We start from the raw sequence: 18,510 nt of genomic DNA on the forward strand, positions 1-18,510 counted from the left end.
CTTCGGGGGTGAGGGAGGTACGGGCGGGGGAGTCGGGCGGGTCAGGTGGCTTCGCCGTGGCGGGCGGTGCGGTGCTGGACCAGGACGGCGGCGACGATGATCGCGCCCTTGGCGATCTGCTGGACGTCGCTCTGCAGGTTGTTGAGCGCGAAGATGTTGGTGATCGTGGTGAAGACGAGGACGCCGAGGACGGAGCCGACGATGGTGCCCCGGCCGCCGCTGAGGAGCGTGCCGCCGATGATCGCGGCGGCGATGGCGTCGAGTTCGTACAGGTTGCCGTTGGTGTTCTGGCCGGAGCCGGAGAGGATGATCAGCAGGAAGGCGGCGATGCCGCAGCACAGGCCGGAGAGCAGGTAGAGGTAGAGGCGCTGGCGGCGGACGTCGATGCCGGCGAGGCGGGCGGCCTCCGCGTTGCCGCCGACGGCGACGGTGCGGCGGCCGAAGGTGGTCCGGTTGAGGGTCAGCCAGCCGAGGACGGTGACGGCGGCGAAGACGAGGACGAGCGGCGGGATCCCGAGGATGTAGGCGTCGGGGACGCCGAGGTCGAGGACCGGGTCGACGGTGACGATCTGCGTCCGGCCGTCGGTGATCTGCAGGGCGAGGCCGCGGGCCGAGGCGAGCATGGCGAGGGTCGCGATGAAGGGGACCATCCCGCCGTACGCGACGAGCAGCCCGTTCACCAGGCCGCAGCCCACGCCGACGACGACAGCCGTGAAGAGGATGCCGGCGAATCCGTACTCCTGTGTCGCCAGCGTCGTCGCCCAGACGGAGGCGAGGGCGACGATCGCGCCGACGGAGAGGTCGATGCCGCCGCTGGTGATGACGAAGGTCATGCCGACGGTGACGACACCGATCACGGAGGCCTGGGTGAGCACGAGTTGGAGGTTGGAGACGGCGAGGAACTCGTCGGGGCGGGTGAGTCCGCCGACCGCGATCAGTACGGCGAGCACGCCGAGCAGGGAGAGGTTGCGGACGTCGGCCCGCAGACCGAGCGGGCGCCGGCCGCCGTCCTGCGCGGACGCCTCGGTGGTCTTGGCGGTCTTGGCGGTCTTGGCGGTGGACAGCGTCATGAGCGGGGGCTCCCTTCCATCACGAGGTCGAGTACGCGGTGTTCGTCGAGCTCGCGGGCGGGTGCCGTATGGACGACACGTCCCTCCCTGAGCACCAGGACGCGGTCGGCCAGGCCCAGGACCTCGGGCACTTCGCTCGACACGAGGAGGACGGCGAGGCCGTCGTCGGCGAGGCGGCGGATGACCGCGTACAGCTCGGCGCGGGCGCCGACGTCGACGCCCCGGGTCGGCTCGTCCAGGAGCAGGACGCGGCAGCCGCGCAGGATCCAGCGGGCGAGGACGGCCTTCTGCTGGTTGCCGCCGGAGAGGGTACGGATCGGGGCGTCGGGGTTGTCGGGCCGCAGCGACAGCTCCCGGGTGGCGGCCCGGGTGGCTTCGCGTTCGCCGTCACGGTCGATCCAGCCGGCGCGCGCGAAGCGGGCGAGCGTGGAGACCGAGACGTTGCGGGTGACGGACTCCAGCATCAGCAGGCCCTGGGCCTTGCGTTCCTCGGGGGCGAGTCCGAGCCCGGCTCGGACGGCGGCGCGGACGCTGCCGGGGCGCAGGGCGCGGCCGTCGACGAGGACCTGGCCCGCGGTGGCCTTGCGGGCACCGTAGATCGTCTCCAGGATCTCGGAGCGGCCGGAGCCGACGAGCCCGGCCAGGCCGACGATCTCACCGGGCCGCAGTTCGAGGTCGACGGGGTCGAACTCCCCTTCCCTGGCGAGCCCTTGGACCTTCAGCACGGGTGCGGCGGCCGGGGGTTCGGCGGGGCGGGGCGGGAAGACGTACTCGACGTTCCGGCCGGTCATCAGGGCGACGATGTCCCGCGTCGGCGTGGACGCGGCGGGCAGTCCGCCGGCGACGGCGCGGCCGTCCTTGAGGACGGTGACCCGGTCGCCGATGCGGCGGATCTCCTCCAGGCGGTGGGAGATGTAGACGACGGCGACGCCGGCTCCGGTGAGGTCGGCGACGATACGGAAGAGGTTGTCGACCTCGTCGGGGTCGAGGGCGGCGGACGGCTCGTCCATGACGATGAGCCGGACGTCGTGGGAGAGGGCGCGGGCCATCGACACGATCTGCTGCTGGGCGGCGGAGAGGTCGCCGACGCGGCGGGCCGGGTCGATCTCGGGGTGCCCGAGCCGTTTGAGGAGGGCGGCGGTGGACGCGCGGGCGGCGCGGCCGCGGACGACGAAGCCGGCGGTGGTGGGTTCGTGGCCGAGGTGGACGTTCTCGGCGACGGAGAGCCCTTCGACCAGGTCGAGTTCCTGGTAGATGGTGGCGATGCCGAGGCGCATGGCGGCGATCGGCGAGCGGAGCTGGACGGCCTCGCCGCGCCAGGTGATCCGGCCGCCGTCGGGCTGGTGGGCGCCGGCGAGGACCTTGATGAGGGTGGACTTCCCGGCGCCGTTCTGACCGAGGAGGCAGTGGACCTCGCCGGGGGCGACTTCGAGGTCGACGCCGTCGAGGGCGCGGACGCCGGGGAAGGACTTGGTGATGGCGGACATGGTGAGCAGGGGTGGTTGCTGGTCTTGGGGCATGGGTGAGGTCCCCTCGGCGGGTGCGGGTGGGCGCCTGCGTGGGTGCGGGGTGGGGCGGTCCGGCGGGTGCGGGTGGGCGCCTGAGCGGGGTGCGGGGTGGGGCGGGTCGGCGGGCGCGGGTGGGCGCCTGAGCGGGTGCGGGGGTGAGGTGGTGCGGGCGGGTGCGGGCCGGTGGGTGGTCGTGCCCGCCCGTGCCGCCCCGGCGGCACGCATGCCCACAACCAAACGCCGAACGGTTACGCCGGGGAGAAGAGGTGGTCGCTGATGAGGCGGGCCGCGCCGGTCACTCCGGCGGTCTGGCCCAACTCGCCCAGCACGATGGGGAGGTTGCCGGTGGCCAGCGGGAGGGACTGGCGGTAGACCTGGGTGCGGACACTGGCGAGGAGGTTGTGACCGAGGCCGGTGACCCCGCCCCCGATCACCACCAGACCGGGATTGAAGAAGCTGACGAGTCCGGCGATGACCTGCCCGACCCGGTTGCCGCCCTCACGGATGAGGGCGAGCGCGGTGGCGTCCCCGGCGGCGGCCGCCGCGGCGACGTCGACCGCCGTGAGCCCGCCGGCCGCCGCGAGGCGCGCCGCGAGCTCCTCCGACCGGCCCGCGCGCGCCGCGTCCTCGGCGTCGCGGGCCAGGGCGGCGCCGCTGAAGTGGGCCTCCAGGCAGCCCCTGTTGCCGCACGCGCAGGCGCGGCCGTCCGGTTCCACCTGGATGTGCCCGATGTCGCCGGCGCTGCCCGTCGTACCGCGGTAGACGTCCCCGCCCACGACGATGCCGCAGCCGATGCCGGTACCGATCTTGACGCAGAGGAAGTCGGCGACCGAGCGGGCGACGCCCGCGTGCTGCTCGCCCATGGCCATGAGGTTCACGTCGTTGTCGACCATGACCGGGCAGCCGAGTTCCTGGCTGAGCGCCTCCCGGACGGGGAAGCCGTCCCAGCCGGGCATGATCGGCGGCGCGACCGGGATGCCCTCGGGAAAGCGGACCGGACCGGGGACGCCGACGCCGGCTCCGTCGAAGCCTTCGGCAAGCCCGGAGGCCCGGAGTTTCGCCGCCATGGCGAGGGCCTGTTCGAAGACGGCGACGGGTCCCTCGCGGACGTCCATGGGGTGGTTGAGATGCCCGAGCACCTCCAACTCGGCGTTGGTGACGGCCACGTCGATGGACGTGGCACCGATGTCGACGCCGAGGAAGCGGAGTTCGGGGGCGAGCCGGATGTTGTGCGAACGACGGCCGCCGCGCGAGGCGGCGAGGCCGTCGGCCACGACGAGACCGGTCTCGAGGAGCCGGTCCACCTCGACGGCGAGCCGGGAGCGGGACAGGTCGATCTGATCGCCGAGCTGCGCGCGGGAGTTGGGTCCTCCGTCGCGCAGCAGACGCAGCAGTCGCGCCTGGTGCGCGTTGGCGGGTCGTGCGGTCATGCGTCTCACGCGCCCCTCCCCTAGCGAGTCGGCGAAACCCTTCGGGCGGATCGCCGCCGGGCTTTCGAGGGGGAACGTAGCAGTGGTGTCCGGGGGTGGGAAGAAGTCGCGCAGCAATCCGTGCAGACTTTTTCCCGCGTGAGGACAAAGCCGGGCCGGGGAGGAGCTCCGATCGGTCTCAGCGCACCTCGGCCAGGCGGGCGGAGACGACGACGTTGCCGTCGTACCCGCGCTGCCGGGAGAAGCTCCCGCCACACGTGAGGACGCGCAGCTCGGGGTAGGGGGAGGCCCGGTAGATCCGCTCGGCCGGGAAGCGCTCCTTGGGGACGACCTCGATGCCGTACACGGAGAAGACGGCGGTCCTGCCGTCCTGGCGGAGGATCTCGACGCGTTGGCCCTTGGCCAGGGCGCCGAGGTCGTGGAAGACCGACCGGCCGGCGGGGGTGTCGACATGGCCGACGACGACCGCCGTACCCCTCTCCCCCGGGGTGACGGCGCCGGTGAACCAGCCGGCGAGGTTCTTCTCGTCCGCGGGCGGTGTGTCGATCCACCCCTCGGCGTCGAGGCCGACGGCCGTGACGGGCGCGTCGATCCGGACGGCGGGGACGCGTACCCGGGCCGGGCGGGAGGCCGGCAGCGGGTCGGGGGCGCTCGCCGGGGCCGGGGCGAGGGCGGCGGCGTGGTCCGGGGCCGCGGCGGCGAGCGGCTGCGGCGGCCCACCGGTGCTCCACTCCTGCGTGCCGCCCCGCACGAGATGGATGCCGATGAGCAGGACGACGACGACGACGCCCCAGGCGCCGCGCCTGGACGGCCTGTTCGACCCCTGCACGATGTGCGCTCCCGGTTCTCGCCGTACGCGATGGCGCTCCTCCGCCCCGGACCTCGTCACCCCAGGGCGGAGGAGCCGTTTCAGGTGCGGTCGTCCGCGCGGCGGCGGCGCAGCAGGAGAACGCCCCCTGCGCCGACCGCGCCCGCGATGAGGGCGGTTCCGGTGACGACCTCGGTGGTGCCCATGGCGTCGGCCGCGCCGCCGTAGCCGGCCTTGACACCCTTGTGCACGCCGGCGTCGGGCGTGGTGTGACCACCGGCCTCATGACCACCGGTTTCGTGGCCGCCGGTCTCATGACCACCGGTCTCCTTGCCGCCCGTGTCACCACCGCCGGTCCCGTGGCCGCCGGCAACGGTGAGGGTGGCGGTGCCCTTCTCGCCCTTGCAGTCGAAGGTCACCGGGTACTCCGCGCCGACCTTCGCGTCGGCGTCGACCTTGGCGGTGCCGGCGCGGCCCTCCTTGAGGGTGACGGAATCGAAGACCCCGGACGTGACGGTCACGGCGGGGGCCTCGCAGCCGTCGGACTTCAGCGTGACGGTGCCGCCGGGGGCGACGGTCTCCGGCGAGACGGAGAAGCCGAACGACGTGATGGAGTGACCGGTGCCGTCGCCGGTGTCCTCGGCCACGCCCGCACCCTCGCCCCACGGGTCCTCGTCGCCCGCGGCGGCCGTCGGCGCGGCGAGGCAGAGGGCGGCGGTGGCGAGCAGGGCCGTGGCGGCACCACGTATCGCGCGCATGGCGGTCGATCCTCCCGGTCACGCGAGGGCGGGTGTGCCCCTCGCCCGTCCGAAGCTAGGACGGCCCTGGGGGCCTCGCCACCGGGCTCCGCCGAACGGGTCAGCCCTGGCTGTGCTCGCGGTACGTCGTCCGGGTGTGTTCCGTGTGGGCGCGCATGACCGTCGTCGCGCGCGATTCGTCGCGGGCCGCGATGGCGGCGATCAGCTCCCGGTGCTCCTTCCAGGACTGCTCGCCGCGCTGGCGGGCGACCGGGGTGTAGTACCAGCGGACGCGGCGGTCGACCTGGCCGGCCAGCTCGGAGAGCACGAGGTTCCCGGCCAGTTCCATGACCTTGGCGTGGAAGGCCGCGTTCGTCGCCACGGCCAGGTCGACGTCGTCGTCCGCGACCGCCTGCTCGCCCTGGGCGCAGAGCTCCTCCAGGGCGGCGATCCCGGCCGAGCCGGAGTTCGCGGCGGCGAGCCGGGCGGCCTCCGCCTCCAGAAGCGTACGGACGGAGAGCAGCTGGTCGGCCTCCTCGTCGGTCGGCTCGTGGACGAAGGCCCCCTGCGCCGGCCGCAGGTCGACCCAGCCCTCGGTGTTCAGCCGCTGGAGCGCCTCACGGACCGGCTGGCGGGAGACGCCGAGGTGGCCGGCGAGTTCGCTCTCGACGAGGTGCTGGCCGGGGCGCAGGGCCCGGGTCGTGATCAGTTCGAGCAGCGCCTCGTAGACCCGGTCGCGCAGCGGCCCCGGCCGCTCCAGCCGGGGCACGGCCCCCTGCGGCAGTCCTGCGGACAACATCGCGGCCCCCTCGTACGCCGTAGGCGATCAGCACGGATTGGCTATCGTCTACAGTCTACCGACGCGGAAGTCCAGGCATGCGGCCTGCCGTGATCTCGGCTGAAACCACCCCGCGGCCGAAACCCGCTCCACCGCCGGAGAGCCGCCGTCGGAGAGCCGCTGTCGAGAGCCGTCGTCGAGAGCCGCCGTCGGAGAGCCACCGCCGGAGCTACGGGACCCGGACGACCTGTCCCGCGTACGAGAGGTTGCCGCCGAAGCCGAAGAGCAGGGTCGGCGCCCCGGACGGGAGCTCCCCGCGCTCGACCAGCTTGGAGAGGGCCAGCGGGATGGAGGCGGCCGAGGTGTTGCCGGACTCGACCACGTCCCGGGCCACCACGGCGTTGACCGCGCCGATCTTCGCGGCGAGCGGCTCGATGATCCGCAGGTTGGCCTGGTGCAGCACCACGCCGGCGAGGTCCTCCGGCGCGAGCCCCGAGCGCTCGCACGCCTGGCGGGCGAGAGCGGGCAGCTGCTGGGTGGCCCAGCGGTAGACGGACTGACCCTCCTGCGCGAAGCGCGGCGGGGTCCCCTCGATCCGGACGGCGTGCCCCATCTCCGGGACGGAACCCCACAGCACCGGGCCGATGCCGGCCTCCGCACCGTCCGGCACCGCCTCGACGATCGCCGCGCCCGCACCGTCGCCGACGAGCACGCAGGTCGTGCGGTCGGTCCAGTCGGTGACCTCGGTCATCTTGTCGGCGCCGATGACCAGGGCGCGGCGGGCGCCACCCGCCCGGATCGCGTGGTCGGCGGTGGCGAGGGCGTGCGTGAAGCCCGCGCAGACCACGTTGAGGTCCATGGTGGCGGGCGAGGCCATGCCGAGCCGGGCGGCGACGCGGGCCGCGGTGTTGGGCGAGCGGTCGATCGCCGTCGAGGTCGCGACGAGGACCAGGTCGATGTCGGCGGCGCCGAGGCCGGCAGTGGCGAGCGCCTTGCCGGCGGCGTGCGCGGCGAGCTCGTCGACCGGCTCGTCGGGTCCGGCCATGTGGCGGGTCTTGATGCCGACCCGGCTGCTGATCCACTCGTCGCTCGTGTCGACGAGCGCGGCCAGGTCGCCGTTGGTGAGCACCTTGGCGGGCTGGTAGTGCCCGAGCGCGGCGATACGAGTGCCCGTCATGCTCGGGACCCCCTTGGGTTCAAGTGGAAGCAGGACCTCCCATCCTGACCAGCGACTGATCGGTAACCAGGCACGTAAACCACCAAGATTCGCCCGTAGGTGTTGGGAGACCGTGACAACGGACGTAACCGCGCCCCTTGTCGACCCTCCTTCCATACTGTAGACAATATTTCGTCGACACTCCCCTTCCTCCTCTACGCAAGCCCCTCCCGGTTCCCGCGAACGGTTCCCTCGACCGAACGGAGATCCGCACGTGAAGGTCGCAGTCCTCGGCGCCGGTGCGATCGGCGCCTATGTCGGAGCCGCGCTCGACCGCGCCGGCGCCGACGTCCATCTGATCGCCCGTGGACCGCATCTCGCGGCCATGAGGCAGCACGGCGTGCGGGTCGAGAGCCCGCGCGGCGATTTCACCGCCCGGGTCCACGCCACCGACGACCCGGCCGACGTCGGCCCCGTCGACTACGTCTTCCTGGGCCTCAAGGCCCACGCGTACGCGGCGTGCGGGCCGCTCGTCGCGCCGCTCCTGCACGACACCACGGCGGTCGTCGCCGCCCAGAACGGCATCCCCTGGTGGTACTTCCACCGGCACGGCGGCCCGCACGACGGCCATCGCGTCGAGAGCGTCGACCCGGGCGGCGCCGTCTCGGCCGTCCTCGCCCCCGAGCGGGCCATCGGCTGCGTCGTCTACGCGGCGACGGAGCTGAGCGGCCCCGGCGTGGTCCGCCACCTGGAGGGCACCCGCTTCTCCATCGGCGAGCCCGACCGGTCGGCGTCCAAGCGCTGCGAGATGTTCGCGGAGGCGATGCGCGCCGGTGGCCTGAAGTGTCCGGTCGAGGCGGAGCTGCGCCACGACATCTGGATCAAGCTCCTCGGCAACATCTCCTTCAACCCCATCAGCGCGCTCGCCCGGGCGACGATGCGCCAGATGTGCCGGCACGACGGCACGCGGCAGGTGATCGAGCAGATGATGCACGAGACCCTGGCCGTCGCCGCGGCTCTCGGCTGCCGCCCCGACATCTCCGTCGAACGCCGTCTCGCCGGTGCGGAACGGGTCGGCGACCACCGCACCTCCACCCTCCAGGACCTGGAGGCGGGCAAGCCCCTGGAGCTGGACGTGCTCCTCGCGGCCGTGGTGGAGCTCGCCGACGTCACCGGCGTACCCGTACCGACGCTCCGTACCGTCCACGCCCTGTCGGACCTGCTCGCGAACCAGTCCAGGAGCACCCCATGAAGCAGCGGAACCGCAACCGCGACGCCAAGACGTACACCCGGCTCACCCACCCGCTCGTCCGGGACGAGAAGGGCGGGCCGCTGCGGCGGGCGAGCTGGGACGAGGCCCTGGACCGCGCGGCGGCCGGGTTCCGGGCGGCGCGCGGCGCGTTCGGGATGTTCTCCTGCGCGCGTGCGACCAACGAGATGAACTACGTGGCGCAGAAGTTCGCGCGGGTGGTGATGGGCACCAACGACGTGGACTCCTGCAACCGCACGTGTCACGCGCCGAGCGTCGCCGGGCTGTCGGCGGTCTTCGGCTCGGGCGGCGGCACGTCCTCGTACGAGGAGATCGAGCACACCGACGTGATCGTGATGTGGGGCTCCAACGCCCGCTTCGCGCACCCGATCTTCTTCCAGCACGTGCTGAAGGGGATCCGGAACGGCGCACGGATGTACGCGGTCGACCCGCGCCGCACCTCGACCGCCGAGTGGGCCGAGAGCTGGCTCGGACTCGACGTCGGCACCGACATCCCGCTCGCCCATGCCGTCGGCCGCGAGATCATCCACGAGGGCCTGTACAACCGGGCGTTCGTGGAGCGGGCGACGAGCGGGTTCGAGGAGTACCGCGAGCTGGTCGAGCCGTGGACGCTGACGGCCGCCTCGAAGGTGACGGGCGTACCGGCCGCCGCCATACGGGAGTTGGCGCATGCCTTCGCCCGTGCGGAACGGGCCCAGCTGTGCTGGACGCTCGGCATCACCGAGCACCACAACGGCACCGACAACGTCCGGGCGCTGATCAACCTGGCGCTCCTGACCGGTCATGTGGGGCGGTACGGCTCCGGGGTGCAGCCGCTGCGCGGCCAGAACAACGTGCAGGGCGGCGGTGACATGGGCGCGATCCCGAACCGGCTGCCCGGCTTCCAGGACATCCTGGACGCCGGGGTGCGGGCGAAGTTCGAGTCCTTCTGGGGCACGTCGATCCAGCCGCGCCACGGGCGGACGCTGACCGAGATGTTCGAGGCGATGGAGAGCGGCGAGCTGCGGGCCGTGTACTGCGTCGGCGAGAACCCGGCGCAGTCGGAGGCGGACAGCGCGCAGGCGATGGCGCGGCTCGCGAAGCTGGACTGCCTGGTGGTCCAGGACATCTTCCTGACCAGGACCGCCGAGTTCGCGGACGTGGTCCTGCCGGCGACGGCGGCCTGGTGCGAGACGGACGGCACGACGACCAACAGCGAGCGGCGGGTGCAGCGGGTACGGAAGGCGGTCCGGCCGCCGGGCGAGGCCCGCGAGGACATCGACATCATCTGCGAGCTGGCGCGGCGGCTGGGTCACGAGGAGTGGGCGTACCCGGACGCCGAGACCGTCTGGAACGAGCTGCGGGCGCTCTCCCCGGACCACTGGGGCATGACGTACGACCGCCTGGAGGAGCACCAGGGCATCCAGTGGCCGTGCCCCGATCTTGAGCGGCTCGAACCGTCCTTCCTGCACGGCAGGTTGTGGGAGAGCGAACCCGAACGCCGGGGCCCGCGCGCTCCGTTCGGCATCGTGCGGCACGACCCTCCGGTCGACCTGACCGACGAGCGGTATCCGATCCGGCTGACGACCGGGCGGCGGCTCGACTCGTACAACACCGGTGTGCAGAGCGGAAGTTTCGCCTCGCCGCTGCGGCGCGGTGAGTACGTGGAGCTGTGCCCGGAGGACGCGGAGCGGTACGGGGTCGCGGTGGGCCAGGAGGTCCGGGTGACGTCGCGGCGGGGGTCGGTGGTGGCGCCGGTGTGGGTGGACCCCGCGCTCCGGCCGGGACTCGCGTTCATGACGATGCACTTTCCGGACGAGGTCGACACCAATCAGCTGACGATCGAGGCGAACTGTCCGATCGCGGGCACGGCGGAGTTCAAGGCGTCGGCGATACGGATCGAGAGGGTGACGGAGGTGGCGGACGATGGATCTGCGCTTCGGTGACGGCAAGCCTTCGGAGGAGGAGCGAGAGGCCGTGGACGCGGTCCTCGGTCCGCCGGACTCGGCGTGGGAGGGCGCGGACGACCGCTCGTCGGCGGATCTGCGGTGGGCGCGGGGCGGGCGGGAGGCCCGGGAGCGCCGGGACCTGCTGCTGCCGGGGCTGCACGCGCTCAACGACCGGGTGGGGTGGATCAGCGAAGGGGGCCTGGCCTACTTGTGCCGGCGTCTGACGGTGCCGCCGGCGGAGGCGTACGGGGTGGCCACGTTCTACGCGATGTTCGCGGTGCGGCCGCGTCCGGCGCAGGTCCTCCACGTCTGCACGGACCTGGCGTGCGCGGCGCGGGGGTCGTCGGCCTTGACGGAGGGCCTGGCGGCCGAGGGCGTGGCCTTTGAGGCGAGCCCGTGCCTGGGCCTGTGCGAGAGGGCTCCGGCGGCGCTGGTGGTGCGGGCGGGGGCCAGGGGGGCTCCTGCGGCGGGCCCGTCCCCCACCCCTCCCCTTCCCGAAGTGGGGGCAAGCCCCCATACCCCCGTACGGCCTCCGGCCGTGTCCTCGAACGCCGGACGGGCTGAATGGGAACCGGGAAAGGACGGCGTGGGGAGAGACGACCGTCACGCCACCGCCGTCGTCGCGCCCGCAACCCGCGACGCCGTCGCGGCCGCCGCCCGCGCCCCGCACGCCGCGCCTGCCGAGCCCGGCGCCGCGGACGCCGCGCCGCAGGCCGGACAGGACGGGCTCGTGCTCCTGCGGCGCGTCGGTCTCGTCGATCCCGCGAGCGTCGACGACTACCGGGCCCACGGTGGGTACGCCGCGCTGCGGCGGGCGTTTGCGCTCGGGCCCGGCGGGGTGATCAGGGAGGTCACCGAGGCCGGGCTTGTCGGGCGGGGCGGGGCCGCGTTCCCGACGGGGAGGAAGTGGCAGGCGACCGCCTCCCAGCCCGAGGGCCCCCACTACGTCGTGTGCAACGCGGACGAGTCGGAGCCGGGCACGTTCAAGGACCGGGTCGTCATGGAGGGCGACCCGTACGCGCTCGTGGAGGCGATGACCGTCGCCGGGTACGCCGTCGGCGCCCACCTGGGCTACCTGTACCTGCGGGGCGAGTACCCCCGGGCGTACGAGCGACTCGCCCACGCCGTCGACGAGGCCCGGGCCCGTGGGCTCCTCGGCGCGGACATCCTCGGCAGCGGTTTCGCCTTCGACATCGAGATCCGGCGCGGCGCCGGCGCGTACATCTGCGGCGAGGAGACCGCCCTGTTCAACTCCATCGAGGGATACCGTGGCGAGCCCCGCTCCAAGCCGCCGTTCCCCGTCGAGAAGGGCCTCTTCGGCAAGCCCACCGCCGCCAACAACGTCGAGACGCTCGTCAACGTCCTGCCGATCCTGACCCAGGGCGCCGAAGCGTTCCGCTCCGCCGAGACCAAGCTGTTCTGCGTGTCCGGGAACGTCGACCGGCCCGGTGTGTACGAGCTTCCGTTCGGCGCCACCCTCGGCGAACTCCTCGACCTCGCCGGGAAGCCCGAGGACCTGCGCGCGGTCCTCCTCGGCGGCGCGGCGGGCGGCTTCGTCCGCCCCGACGAGCTGGACATCCCGCTCACCTTCGAGGGCACCCGCGCCGCGGGTACCACGCTCGGCTCGGGAGTCGTCCTCGTCCTCGACGCGTCCGTCGACCTGCCGAGGATCCTGCTGCGCATCGCCGAGTTCTTCCGTGACGAGTCCTGCGGCCAGTGCGTGCCCTGCCGGGTCGGCACGGTCCGCCAGGAGGAGGCGCTGCACCGCATCAAGGACCGTACGGGCGGCGCGGCGGCCGCCGACATCGCCCTGCTGCGCGAGGTCGGCCAGACCCTGCGCGACGCGTCGATCTGCGGTCTCGGTCAGACCGCGTGGAACGCCGTCGAATCCGCCATCGACCGTCTGGGGGTCTACCGGTGACCACGATTCCGCTCGCCCCGCCCCGCCGTCTCCTGGAGTTCACGCTCGACGGCGCGCCCGTCCGGGTCCCCGAGGGGGCGACGATCCTCGACGCCTGCCGCGCGGCCGGTACCGACGTGCCGACGCTCTGCCACGGCGACACGCTCACCCCGAAGAACGCCTGCCGGCTGTGCGTGGTCGAGGTGGAGGGGGCCAGGACCCTCGCGCCGGCGTGCTCGCGCCGCGCCGAGCCCGGCATGGTCGTCCGTACCGACACCGCGCGCACCCGGCACAGCCGCAAGGTCGTCCTGGAGCTGCTCGCCTCCTCGGTGGACCTCTCCACCACCCCCGGGGCCGCCGAGTGGATCAAGGAGTACGGGGCGGAGCCCGACCGCTTCGGCCCCGAGGCGCGCCGTCTGGGCGAGGAGCCGCGCATCGACAACGACCTCTATGTGCGCGAGTACGACAAGTGCGTGCTCTGCTACAAGTGCGTCGACGCCTGCGGCGACCAGTGGCAGAACTCCTTCGCGATCTCGGTGACCGGCCGCGGCTTCGACGCCCGGATCGCCGTGGAGCACGACGGGCCGCTCACGGAGTCGGCGTGCGTGTACTGCGGCAACTGCATCGAGGTGTGTCCGACGGGCGCCCTGAGTTTCAAGCGGGAGTTCGACATGCGCGCCGAGGGCACCTGGGACGAGGCGGCGCAGACGGAGACGACGACGGTCTGCGCGTACTGCGGGGTGGGCTGCAACCTGACCCTGCACGTGCAGGACAACGAGATCGTCAAGGTCACCTCGCCGCACGACAACCCGGTGACCCATGGCAACCTCTGTATCAAGGGCCGTTTCGGCTTCCAGCACGTACAGAATCGGGTGTAACCACATGGGACGGGTCACCGAGCGACGGCGCGTCATCCGGATCCGGGGCGCGGCCGTCAACGAGCGCCCGGACACGCTGGTGGCCGAGGAGCCGCTGGAGATCCGGCTGAACGGCCGGCCGCTCGCGATCACGATGCGCACGCCCGGCGACGACTTCGCGCTGGCGGCCGGGTTCCTGGTCAGCGAGGGGGTCCTCGGCGCCGCGTCGGACGTGCGGAACATCGTGTACTGCGCGGGCGCCAAGGACGACGGCACCAACACGTACAACGTCGTGGACGTCCAGCTGGCGCCCGGGGTGCCCGTCCCGGACATCACCCTGGAGCGGAACGTGTACACGACGTCGTCGTGCGGGCTGTGCGGCAAGGCCAGCCTGGACGCGGTCCGCACCACGGCCCGCTTCCCCATCGCCGACACTCCCCCGGTCCGGCTGACGCCCGACCTCCTGGCCCGCCTCCCCGACCGGCTGAGGGCCGCGCAGCGGGTCTTCGACCGGACCGGGGGGCTGCACGCGGCGGCGCTGTTCTCGGAGGACGGCGAGCTGCTCGACGTACGGGAGGACGTGGGCCGGCACAACGCGGTGGACAAGCTCGTCGGACGCGCTCTGAGCGACGGGCGGCTGCCGCTGTCCCGGGCGGTCCTGCTGGTCTCGGGCCGGGCCTCGTTCGAGCTGGCGCAGAAGGCGGTGATGGCGGGCATCCCGGTGCTCGCCTCGGTCTCCGCGCCGTCCTCGCTGGCGGTGGACCTGGCCGCCGAGACGGGGCTCACGCTGGTCGGCTTCCTGCGCGGGCAGGACATGAACGTGTACGCGGGCGAGCACCGGATCGCCCTCGGGGCCGCGGCCTCGCACGGCTGACCGGCCGCGCCCGCCGCACGGGTCGGGCCATCGGCCGGCGGGGAGCGCCCCCTGCGCCGGCCGGTCCCGCACCCCTCCTTGACGTCAGTGCCCGGAGACGGCCAGGAGCAGCTTCCCCGTGCTCGTCCGTGTCCCCATCAGCCGGTGGGCCTCCGCCGCGTCCGCCAGGGCGAATTCGGCGGTGACGGGGAGGGTGACGGTGCCGTCGGCGACCGTCGTGAACGCCCGCTCGGCCAGGGTGCGCAGGGCCGCGGGAGCGGTCGTCGCCAGGCTCAGGATGGAGAAGCCCGCGACGGACACACCGGTCGGGTACAGCTCCGGCTGGCCCACGCTCCACGGCTCGGCCGAGCTCGCGTTCCCGAACGAGACCAGGCGGCCGTAGACGGCGAGCGAGGCCAGGGCGGCGCGGAAGGTCTCGCCGCCGACCGGGTCGAGGGCCAGGTCGACTCCGCGTCCGGCGGTGGCCTCCCGTACGGCCTTCTCGAAGTCGCCGACGAAGACCTCGTCGTAGCCGTGGGCGCGGGCGTACTCGGCCTTCGCCTCGGACGACACCACGCCGTACAGGGAGCCGGCGCCCGCCGCCTTCGCCAACTGCCCCACCACCGTGCCGATTCCGCCCGCCGCACCCTGGACGAGGACGCTCTCGCCGGCCTGGAGACGGCCGACGGTGTGCACGAGGGCGTAGGCGGTCGGCAGGACCGTGGGCAGGGTGGCGGCCGTCCGCAGGTCGACGCCGGCCGGGAGCGGGAAGACGGTCGTGGCGTCGGCGACCGCCACCTCCGCGTACCCGCCGCCGGCCGTCAGGGCGCACACCTGCTGTCCCAGGGTCAGGCCTTCGACACCCGCGCCCAGGGCGCGGACCCGTCCGGAGACCTCCAGGCCGGGGCGGAAGGGAAGGGCGGCCACCCGGTAGCCCTCCGCCCGCGCCTTGAGGTCCGCGAAGTTCACGCCCGCGTAGGCGACGTCGATGCCGACCTGACCGGGTCCCGGCTCGGGCGCGTCGGTCTCCACCGGCCGCAGGACGTCGGGGCCGCCGTACTGCTGGATCTCGATCGCGCGCATGCCACACTCCAGGGTCGACTGTTCGATGAAAAGCGAACAGTCGGGAGTGTATGGTTTTCATCGAACACTCGGCAAGCCGCCTCGGACGCGGTCTCACGGAGGGAGGGGCCATGGCCTCGCGCAGCCCCGGTCACCGCGCCGCCCCGGACCACACCCACCCCGACGACGTCCCGGTCCTGACCGCACTGGCCGCCCTGGCGGACCCCGTCCGCCTCACTCTTGTACGGGAGTTGGCGGGATCGCTCGAGTGGACACGGACCTGCGGAAGCTTCGACGTGCCCGTCGGGAAGCCGGCCCTCAGCCACCACTTCGCCGTGCTGCGCGCCGCCGGCCTCGTCGAGCAGCGCGACGAGGGCCCCAGGCGGGTCAACCGGCTGCGCCGGACGGAGTTCGACGTCCGCTTCCCCGGCCTCCTCGAGCTGGTCCTGCGCGCGGACACGACCTAGGAGTTCCGGACGCGACCCAGGCGCGACCGGCGGTGAAGGCCGCGCGTCCGATCACGGTCAGGGGCCGGGCGTGAGCTCGCCGGAGAGGCGGCCGTGGAGCGCGGCGCTCGGGTCGTTGAGGCCGATGATCTCGACGGTCTTGCCGCGCTGGGCGTACTTCGTCTCGATGGCGTCGAGTGCCGCGACGGAGGAGGCGTCCCAGATGTGCGCGTCGGACAGGTCGATGACGACCTTCTGCGGGTCACCCGCGTAGTCGAACCGCCCGACGATGTCGTTGGAGGAGGCGAAGAAGAGTTCGCCGGTGACCCGGTGGACGACGGTCCTCCCCTCCGTGTCGACGACCGAGGTGACCTCGGCGAGGTGGGCGACGCGCCTGGCGAAGATCACCATGGCGGTGACCGAGCCGACGACGACACCGACGGCGAGGTTGTGGGTGGCCACCACGGCCACCACGGTGATCACCATCACGGCGATCTCCCCGGCCGGCAGCCGCTTCAGGGTCTTCGGGGCGACGGAATGCCAGTCGAAGGTCGCGAAGCACACCATGATCATGACGGCGACCAGGGCCGCCATGGGGATGTCGGAGACGACCGGCCCGAAGGCGATGCAGAGCACCATCAGGAACGCTCCCGCCAGGAACGTGGACAGGCGGGTACGGGCGCCGGAGACCTTCACGTTGATCATCGTCTGGCCGATCATCGCGCAGCCGCCCATGCCGCCGAGGAAGCCGGTGACGACGTTGGCGATGCCCTGGCCGACGGACTCGCGCGTCTTGCTGGACGGGGTGTCGGTGATCTCGTCGACCAGCTTCGCGGTCATCAGCGACTCCATCAGCCCGACCAGCGCCATCGCGAAGGCGTACGGAGCGATGGTCGTCAGCGTGTCGAGGGTGAACGGCACGTCGGGCAGGCCCGGCACGGGCAGCGAGGACGGCAGCGCGCCCTTGTCACCGACGGTCGGCACCGCGATCCCCGCCGCCACGGTGATCAGGGCGAGGATGCCGATGGAGACCAGGGGCGCCGGGACGACGGTGGTGATCCTCGGGAAGAACACCATGAGCGCCAGGCCTGCGGCGACCAACGGGTAGACGGCCCAGGGGACGTCGCGCAGCTCGCGGATCTGGGCCATGAAGACCAGGATCGCCAGGGAGTTCACGAAGCCGACCATCACCGAGCGCGGGATGAACCGCATCAGCCTCGCCACCCCCAGTGCGCCCAGCGCGATCTGGAAGACACCGGCGAGGATCACGGCGGCGATCATGTACCCGAGGCCGTGCTCCCGGTTGAGGGGAGCGATCACGAGCGCGACCGCGCCGGTCGCGGCCGAGATCATGGCCCGCCGCCCGCCGACGATCGAGAGCGTCACGGCCATCGTGAAGGAGGCGAACAGACCGAGCGTGGGATCGACGCCCGCGATGATCGAGAACGAGATCGCCTCGGGGACGAGCGCCAGGGCCACGACCAGACCGGCCAGGATCTCGGTGCGCCAGACCTTCGGGTCACGCAGCCAGTCGGGCTTCAGACCGCGAAGGAACGCGGCCGGGGACACGGCGGAAGAGGGCAAGGAAGGGGAACCTGTCGTGCTCGGGAAGGGTGAGGCGGCGACCGCCGCTCTCACGACCCGACAACCCTACCGGCCACCGATCGCACACCCTTCCGTACAGGTTCGGCCTTCCGTACGGTGCGGGTCCTGCCCCGCTCGCTCTCAGCGACCGCGACGGGCCGTGCGGGCCGTCTCGGCGGGCGGGTCGATCATCTGGAGCGCAAGCGTGGCCGGGGGTTCGGCGAGGCCCGGGCCGCCCGCCGCCGTCCAGGCCAGGATGTCGTCGAGGCAGTCGTCGTCCGTCGCGAACCCGATCCAGGCGGCGCGCCCGCCCCGGCGGCGGCCCTCGGTGGAGGGCTGGACGACGACGATGTTGGCCTGGGCGCAGGGGCCGAGGCAGTCGCTGGTACGGACGGCCAGCCGGCCGCCGGATTCCGCCGCCGCCTGCCGGAGCCGGGCGAGCTGGCCGGCATGGTCGACGCCCGGGTTCTTGACCGCGTCGCCGCAGCAGCAGCCGCGGCAGACGACCAGCGAGCAGGGGCGGGCGCCGTACCGTATCGGGACGGGCGTCACTCGGGGCCGTCCAGGGTGATCGCGTCGACGGGGGCGACGGTGCCGAGGCGCGGGAAGTCCAGGGTCACCGAGGCGTGGTGCTCGTCGGCGGTGAACGCGGTCATGGCGTCCTCGGCGAAGACCGGTGCGTAGCCGAGGTCGCAGGCGGCGCGGGCGGTGGACTCGACGCCGAGGTTGGTGGCGATGCCGCCGAGGACGATCGTGGTGACGGAGTGCGCGGCGAGGAGCTCGTGGAGTCCGGTGTCCTGGAAGCCGCCGATGGTCCGCTTGACGACGACATGGTCGCCCGGGTGGACGAGGGAGGCGACGAGGTCGCTGCCGGGCGGCTGGCTCTCGACGTTCGGCCGCTCGACCCTGATGTGGACGACGGGCGCGCCGGCGGCGCGGAAGGTCTCGGCGAGCCGGGTCGCGGCGGCGACGACGTCGGTTCCGGGGCGGGGAGCGAGGGGCAGCGCGACGATGCGTTCCATCAGGTCGACGAGGACGAGTGCGCTGCGGCCGGGATCGAGTGCGGGCATGGGAGCACGGTAGCGGGCCCGTTGATCTTCATGGCGGGGGCGGGGCGTGATCC

At 72.9% G+C, this 18,510-nt stretch carries 17 protein-coding genes; 6 read left to right on the plus strand and 11 right to left on the minus strand.

Annotated elements, in window-relative coordinates:
• Window positions 1-41: 41 nt before the first annotated feature.
• From ACWF79_RS14725 to ACWF79_RS14755, 7 genes are all read right to left on the minus strand, one after another.
• On the minus strand, window positions 42-1,070 hold the full coding sequence (locus tag ACWF79_RS14725) for an ABC transporter permease (RefSeq protein ID WP_453728471.1): 1,029 nt from the start codon (window positions 1,068-1,070) through the stop codon (window positions 42-44).
• On the minus strand, window positions 1,067-2,557 hold the full coding sequence (locus ACWF79_RS14730) for a sugar ABC transporter ATP-binding protein (RefSeq protein WP_453728536.1): 1,491 nt from the start codon (window positions 2,555-2,557) through the stop codon (window positions 1,067-1,069). The genes ACWF79_RS14725 and ACWF79_RS14730 overlap by 4 nt, the downstream gene beginning before the upstream one ends.
• Window positions 2,558-2,826: 269 nt before the next feature.
• Entirely contained in the window at window positions 2,827-4,008 is a 1,182-nt protein-coding gene (locus ACWF79_RS14735) for an ROK family protein (protein WP_453728472.1), read from the minus strand.
• 178 nt (window positions 4,009-4,186) lie between these two features.
• A complete protein-coding gene (locus ACWF79_RS14740) occupies window positions 4,187-4,837 on the minus strand; it encodes a class F sortase (protein ID WP_453728473.1) in 651 nt (216 codons plus the stop codon).
• 80 nt (window positions 4,838-4,917) lie between these two features.
• Window positions 4,918-5,574, minus strand: coding sequence for a hypothetical protein (locus ACWF79_RS14745; protein WP_453728474.1), 657 nt, complete (start codon window positions 5,572-5,574; stop codon window positions 4,918-4,920).
• A 100-nt stretch (window positions 5,575-5,674) separates the two neighbouring features.
• Entirely contained in the window at window positions 5,675-6,352 is a 678-nt protein-coding gene (locus ACWF79_RS14750) for a GntR family transcriptional regulator (protein WP_453728475.1), read from the minus strand.
• Window positions 6,353-6,560: 208 nt separating this feature from the next.
• Window positions 6,561-7,508, minus strand: a complete 948-nt coding sequence (locus tag ACWF79_RS14755; protein ID WP_453728476.1) for a beta-ketoacyl-ACP synthase III — start codon at window positions 7,506-7,508, stop codon at window positions 6,561-6,563.
• 253 nt (window positions 7,509-7,761) lie between these two features.
• Here ACWF79_RS14755 and ACWF79_RS14760 point away from each other — a divergent pair, with 253 nt between their 5' ends.
• The 5 genes from ACWF79_RS14760 to fdhD are packed head-to-tail and all read left to right on the plus strand — an operon-like array spanning window position 7,762 to window position 14,316.
• Entirely contained in the window at window positions 7,762-8,739 is a 978-nt protein-coding gene (locus tag ACWF79_RS14760) for a 2-dehydropantoate 2-reductase (RefSeq protein ID WP_453728477.1), read from the plus strand.
• Window positions 8,736-10,682 carry a molybdopterin oxidoreductase family protein gene (locus ACWF79_RS14765; RefSeq protein WP_453728478.1) on the plus strand — a complete coding sequence of 649 codons (1,947 nt, stop codon included), beginning with the start codon at window positions 8,736-8,738 and terminating at the stop codon, window positions 10,680-10,682. Before ACWF79_RS14760 ends, ACWF79_RS14765 begins: the two co-directional genes overlap by 4 nt.
• A complete protein-coding gene (locus ACWF79_RS14770) occupies window positions 10,663-12,606 on the plus strand; it encodes an NADH-ubiquinone oxidoreductase-F iron-sulfur binding region domain-containing protein (RefSeq protein WP_453728479.1) in 1,944 nt (647 codons plus the stop codon). Before ACWF79_RS14765 ends, ACWF79_RS14770 begins: the two co-directional genes overlap by 20 nt.
• A complete protein-coding gene (locus ACWF79_RS14775) occupies window positions 12,603-13,463 on the plus strand; it encodes a 2Fe-2S iron-sulfur cluster-binding protein (protein WP_453728480.1) in 861 nt (286 codons plus the stop codon). The genes ACWF79_RS14770 and ACWF79_RS14775 overlap by 4 nt, the downstream gene beginning before the upstream one ends.
• A 4-nt stretch (window positions 13,464-13,467) precedes the next feature.
• Complete coding sequence (gene fdhD / locus ACWF79_RS14780) at window positions 13,468-14,316, plus strand: formate dehydrogenase accessory sulfurtransferase FdhD (RefSeq protein WP_453728481.1); 849 nt, start codon at window positions 13,468-13,470, stop codon at window positions 14,314-14,316.
• Between the two features lie 84 nt (window positions 14,317-14,400).
• Here fdhD and ACWF79_RS14785 read toward each other — a convergent pair whose 3' ends face one another.
• On the minus strand, window positions 14,401-15,378 hold the full coding sequence (locus ACWF79_RS14785) for a quinone oxidoreductase family protein (protein ID WP_453728482.1): 978 nt from the start codon (window positions 15,376-15,378) through the stop codon (window positions 14,401-14,403).
• A 110-nt stretch (window positions 15,379-15,488) separates the two neighbouring features.
• On the opposite strand from ACWF79_RS14785, the gene ACWF79_RS14790 reads away from it, so the two are divergent.
• Window positions 15,489-15,824: an ArsR/SmtB family transcription factor gene (locus ACWF79_RS14790; protein WP_453728483.1), complete on the plus strand. Its 336-nt coding sequence runs from the start codon at window positions 15,489-15,491 to the stop codon at window positions 15,822-15,824.
• A 57-nt stretch (window positions 15,825-15,881) separates the two neighbouring features.
• Here ACWF79_RS14790 and ACWF79_RS14795 read toward each other — a convergent pair whose 3' ends face one another.
• The 3 genes from ACWF79_RS14795 to ACWF79_RS14805 form a co-directional block, all read right to left on the minus strand.
• Window positions 15,882-17,372 carry a SulP family inorganic anion transporter gene (locus ACWF79_RS14795; protein WP_453728537.1) on the minus strand — a complete coding sequence of 497 codons (1,491 nt, stop codon included), beginning with the start codon at window positions 17,370-17,372 and terminating at the stop codon, window positions 15,882-15,884.
• 156 nt (window positions 17,373-17,528) lie between these two features.
• Window positions 17,529-17,939, minus strand: a complete 411-nt coding sequence (locus tag ACWF79_RS14800; protein WP_453728484.1) for a (2Fe-2S) ferredoxin domain-containing protein — start codon at window positions 17,937-17,939, stop codon at window positions 17,529-17,531.
• A complete protein-coding gene (locus ACWF79_RS14805; RefSeq protein ID WP_453728485.1) occupies window positions 17,936-18,457 on the minus strand; it encodes an isochorismatase family protein in 522 nt (173 codons plus the stop codon). Before ACWF79_RS14805 ends, ACWF79_RS14800 begins: the two co-directional genes overlap by 4 nt.
• Window positions 18,458-18,510 lie beyond the last annotated feature (53 nt).

It is taken from the genome of Streptomyces sp. NPDC054975 (assembly GCF_053609105.1).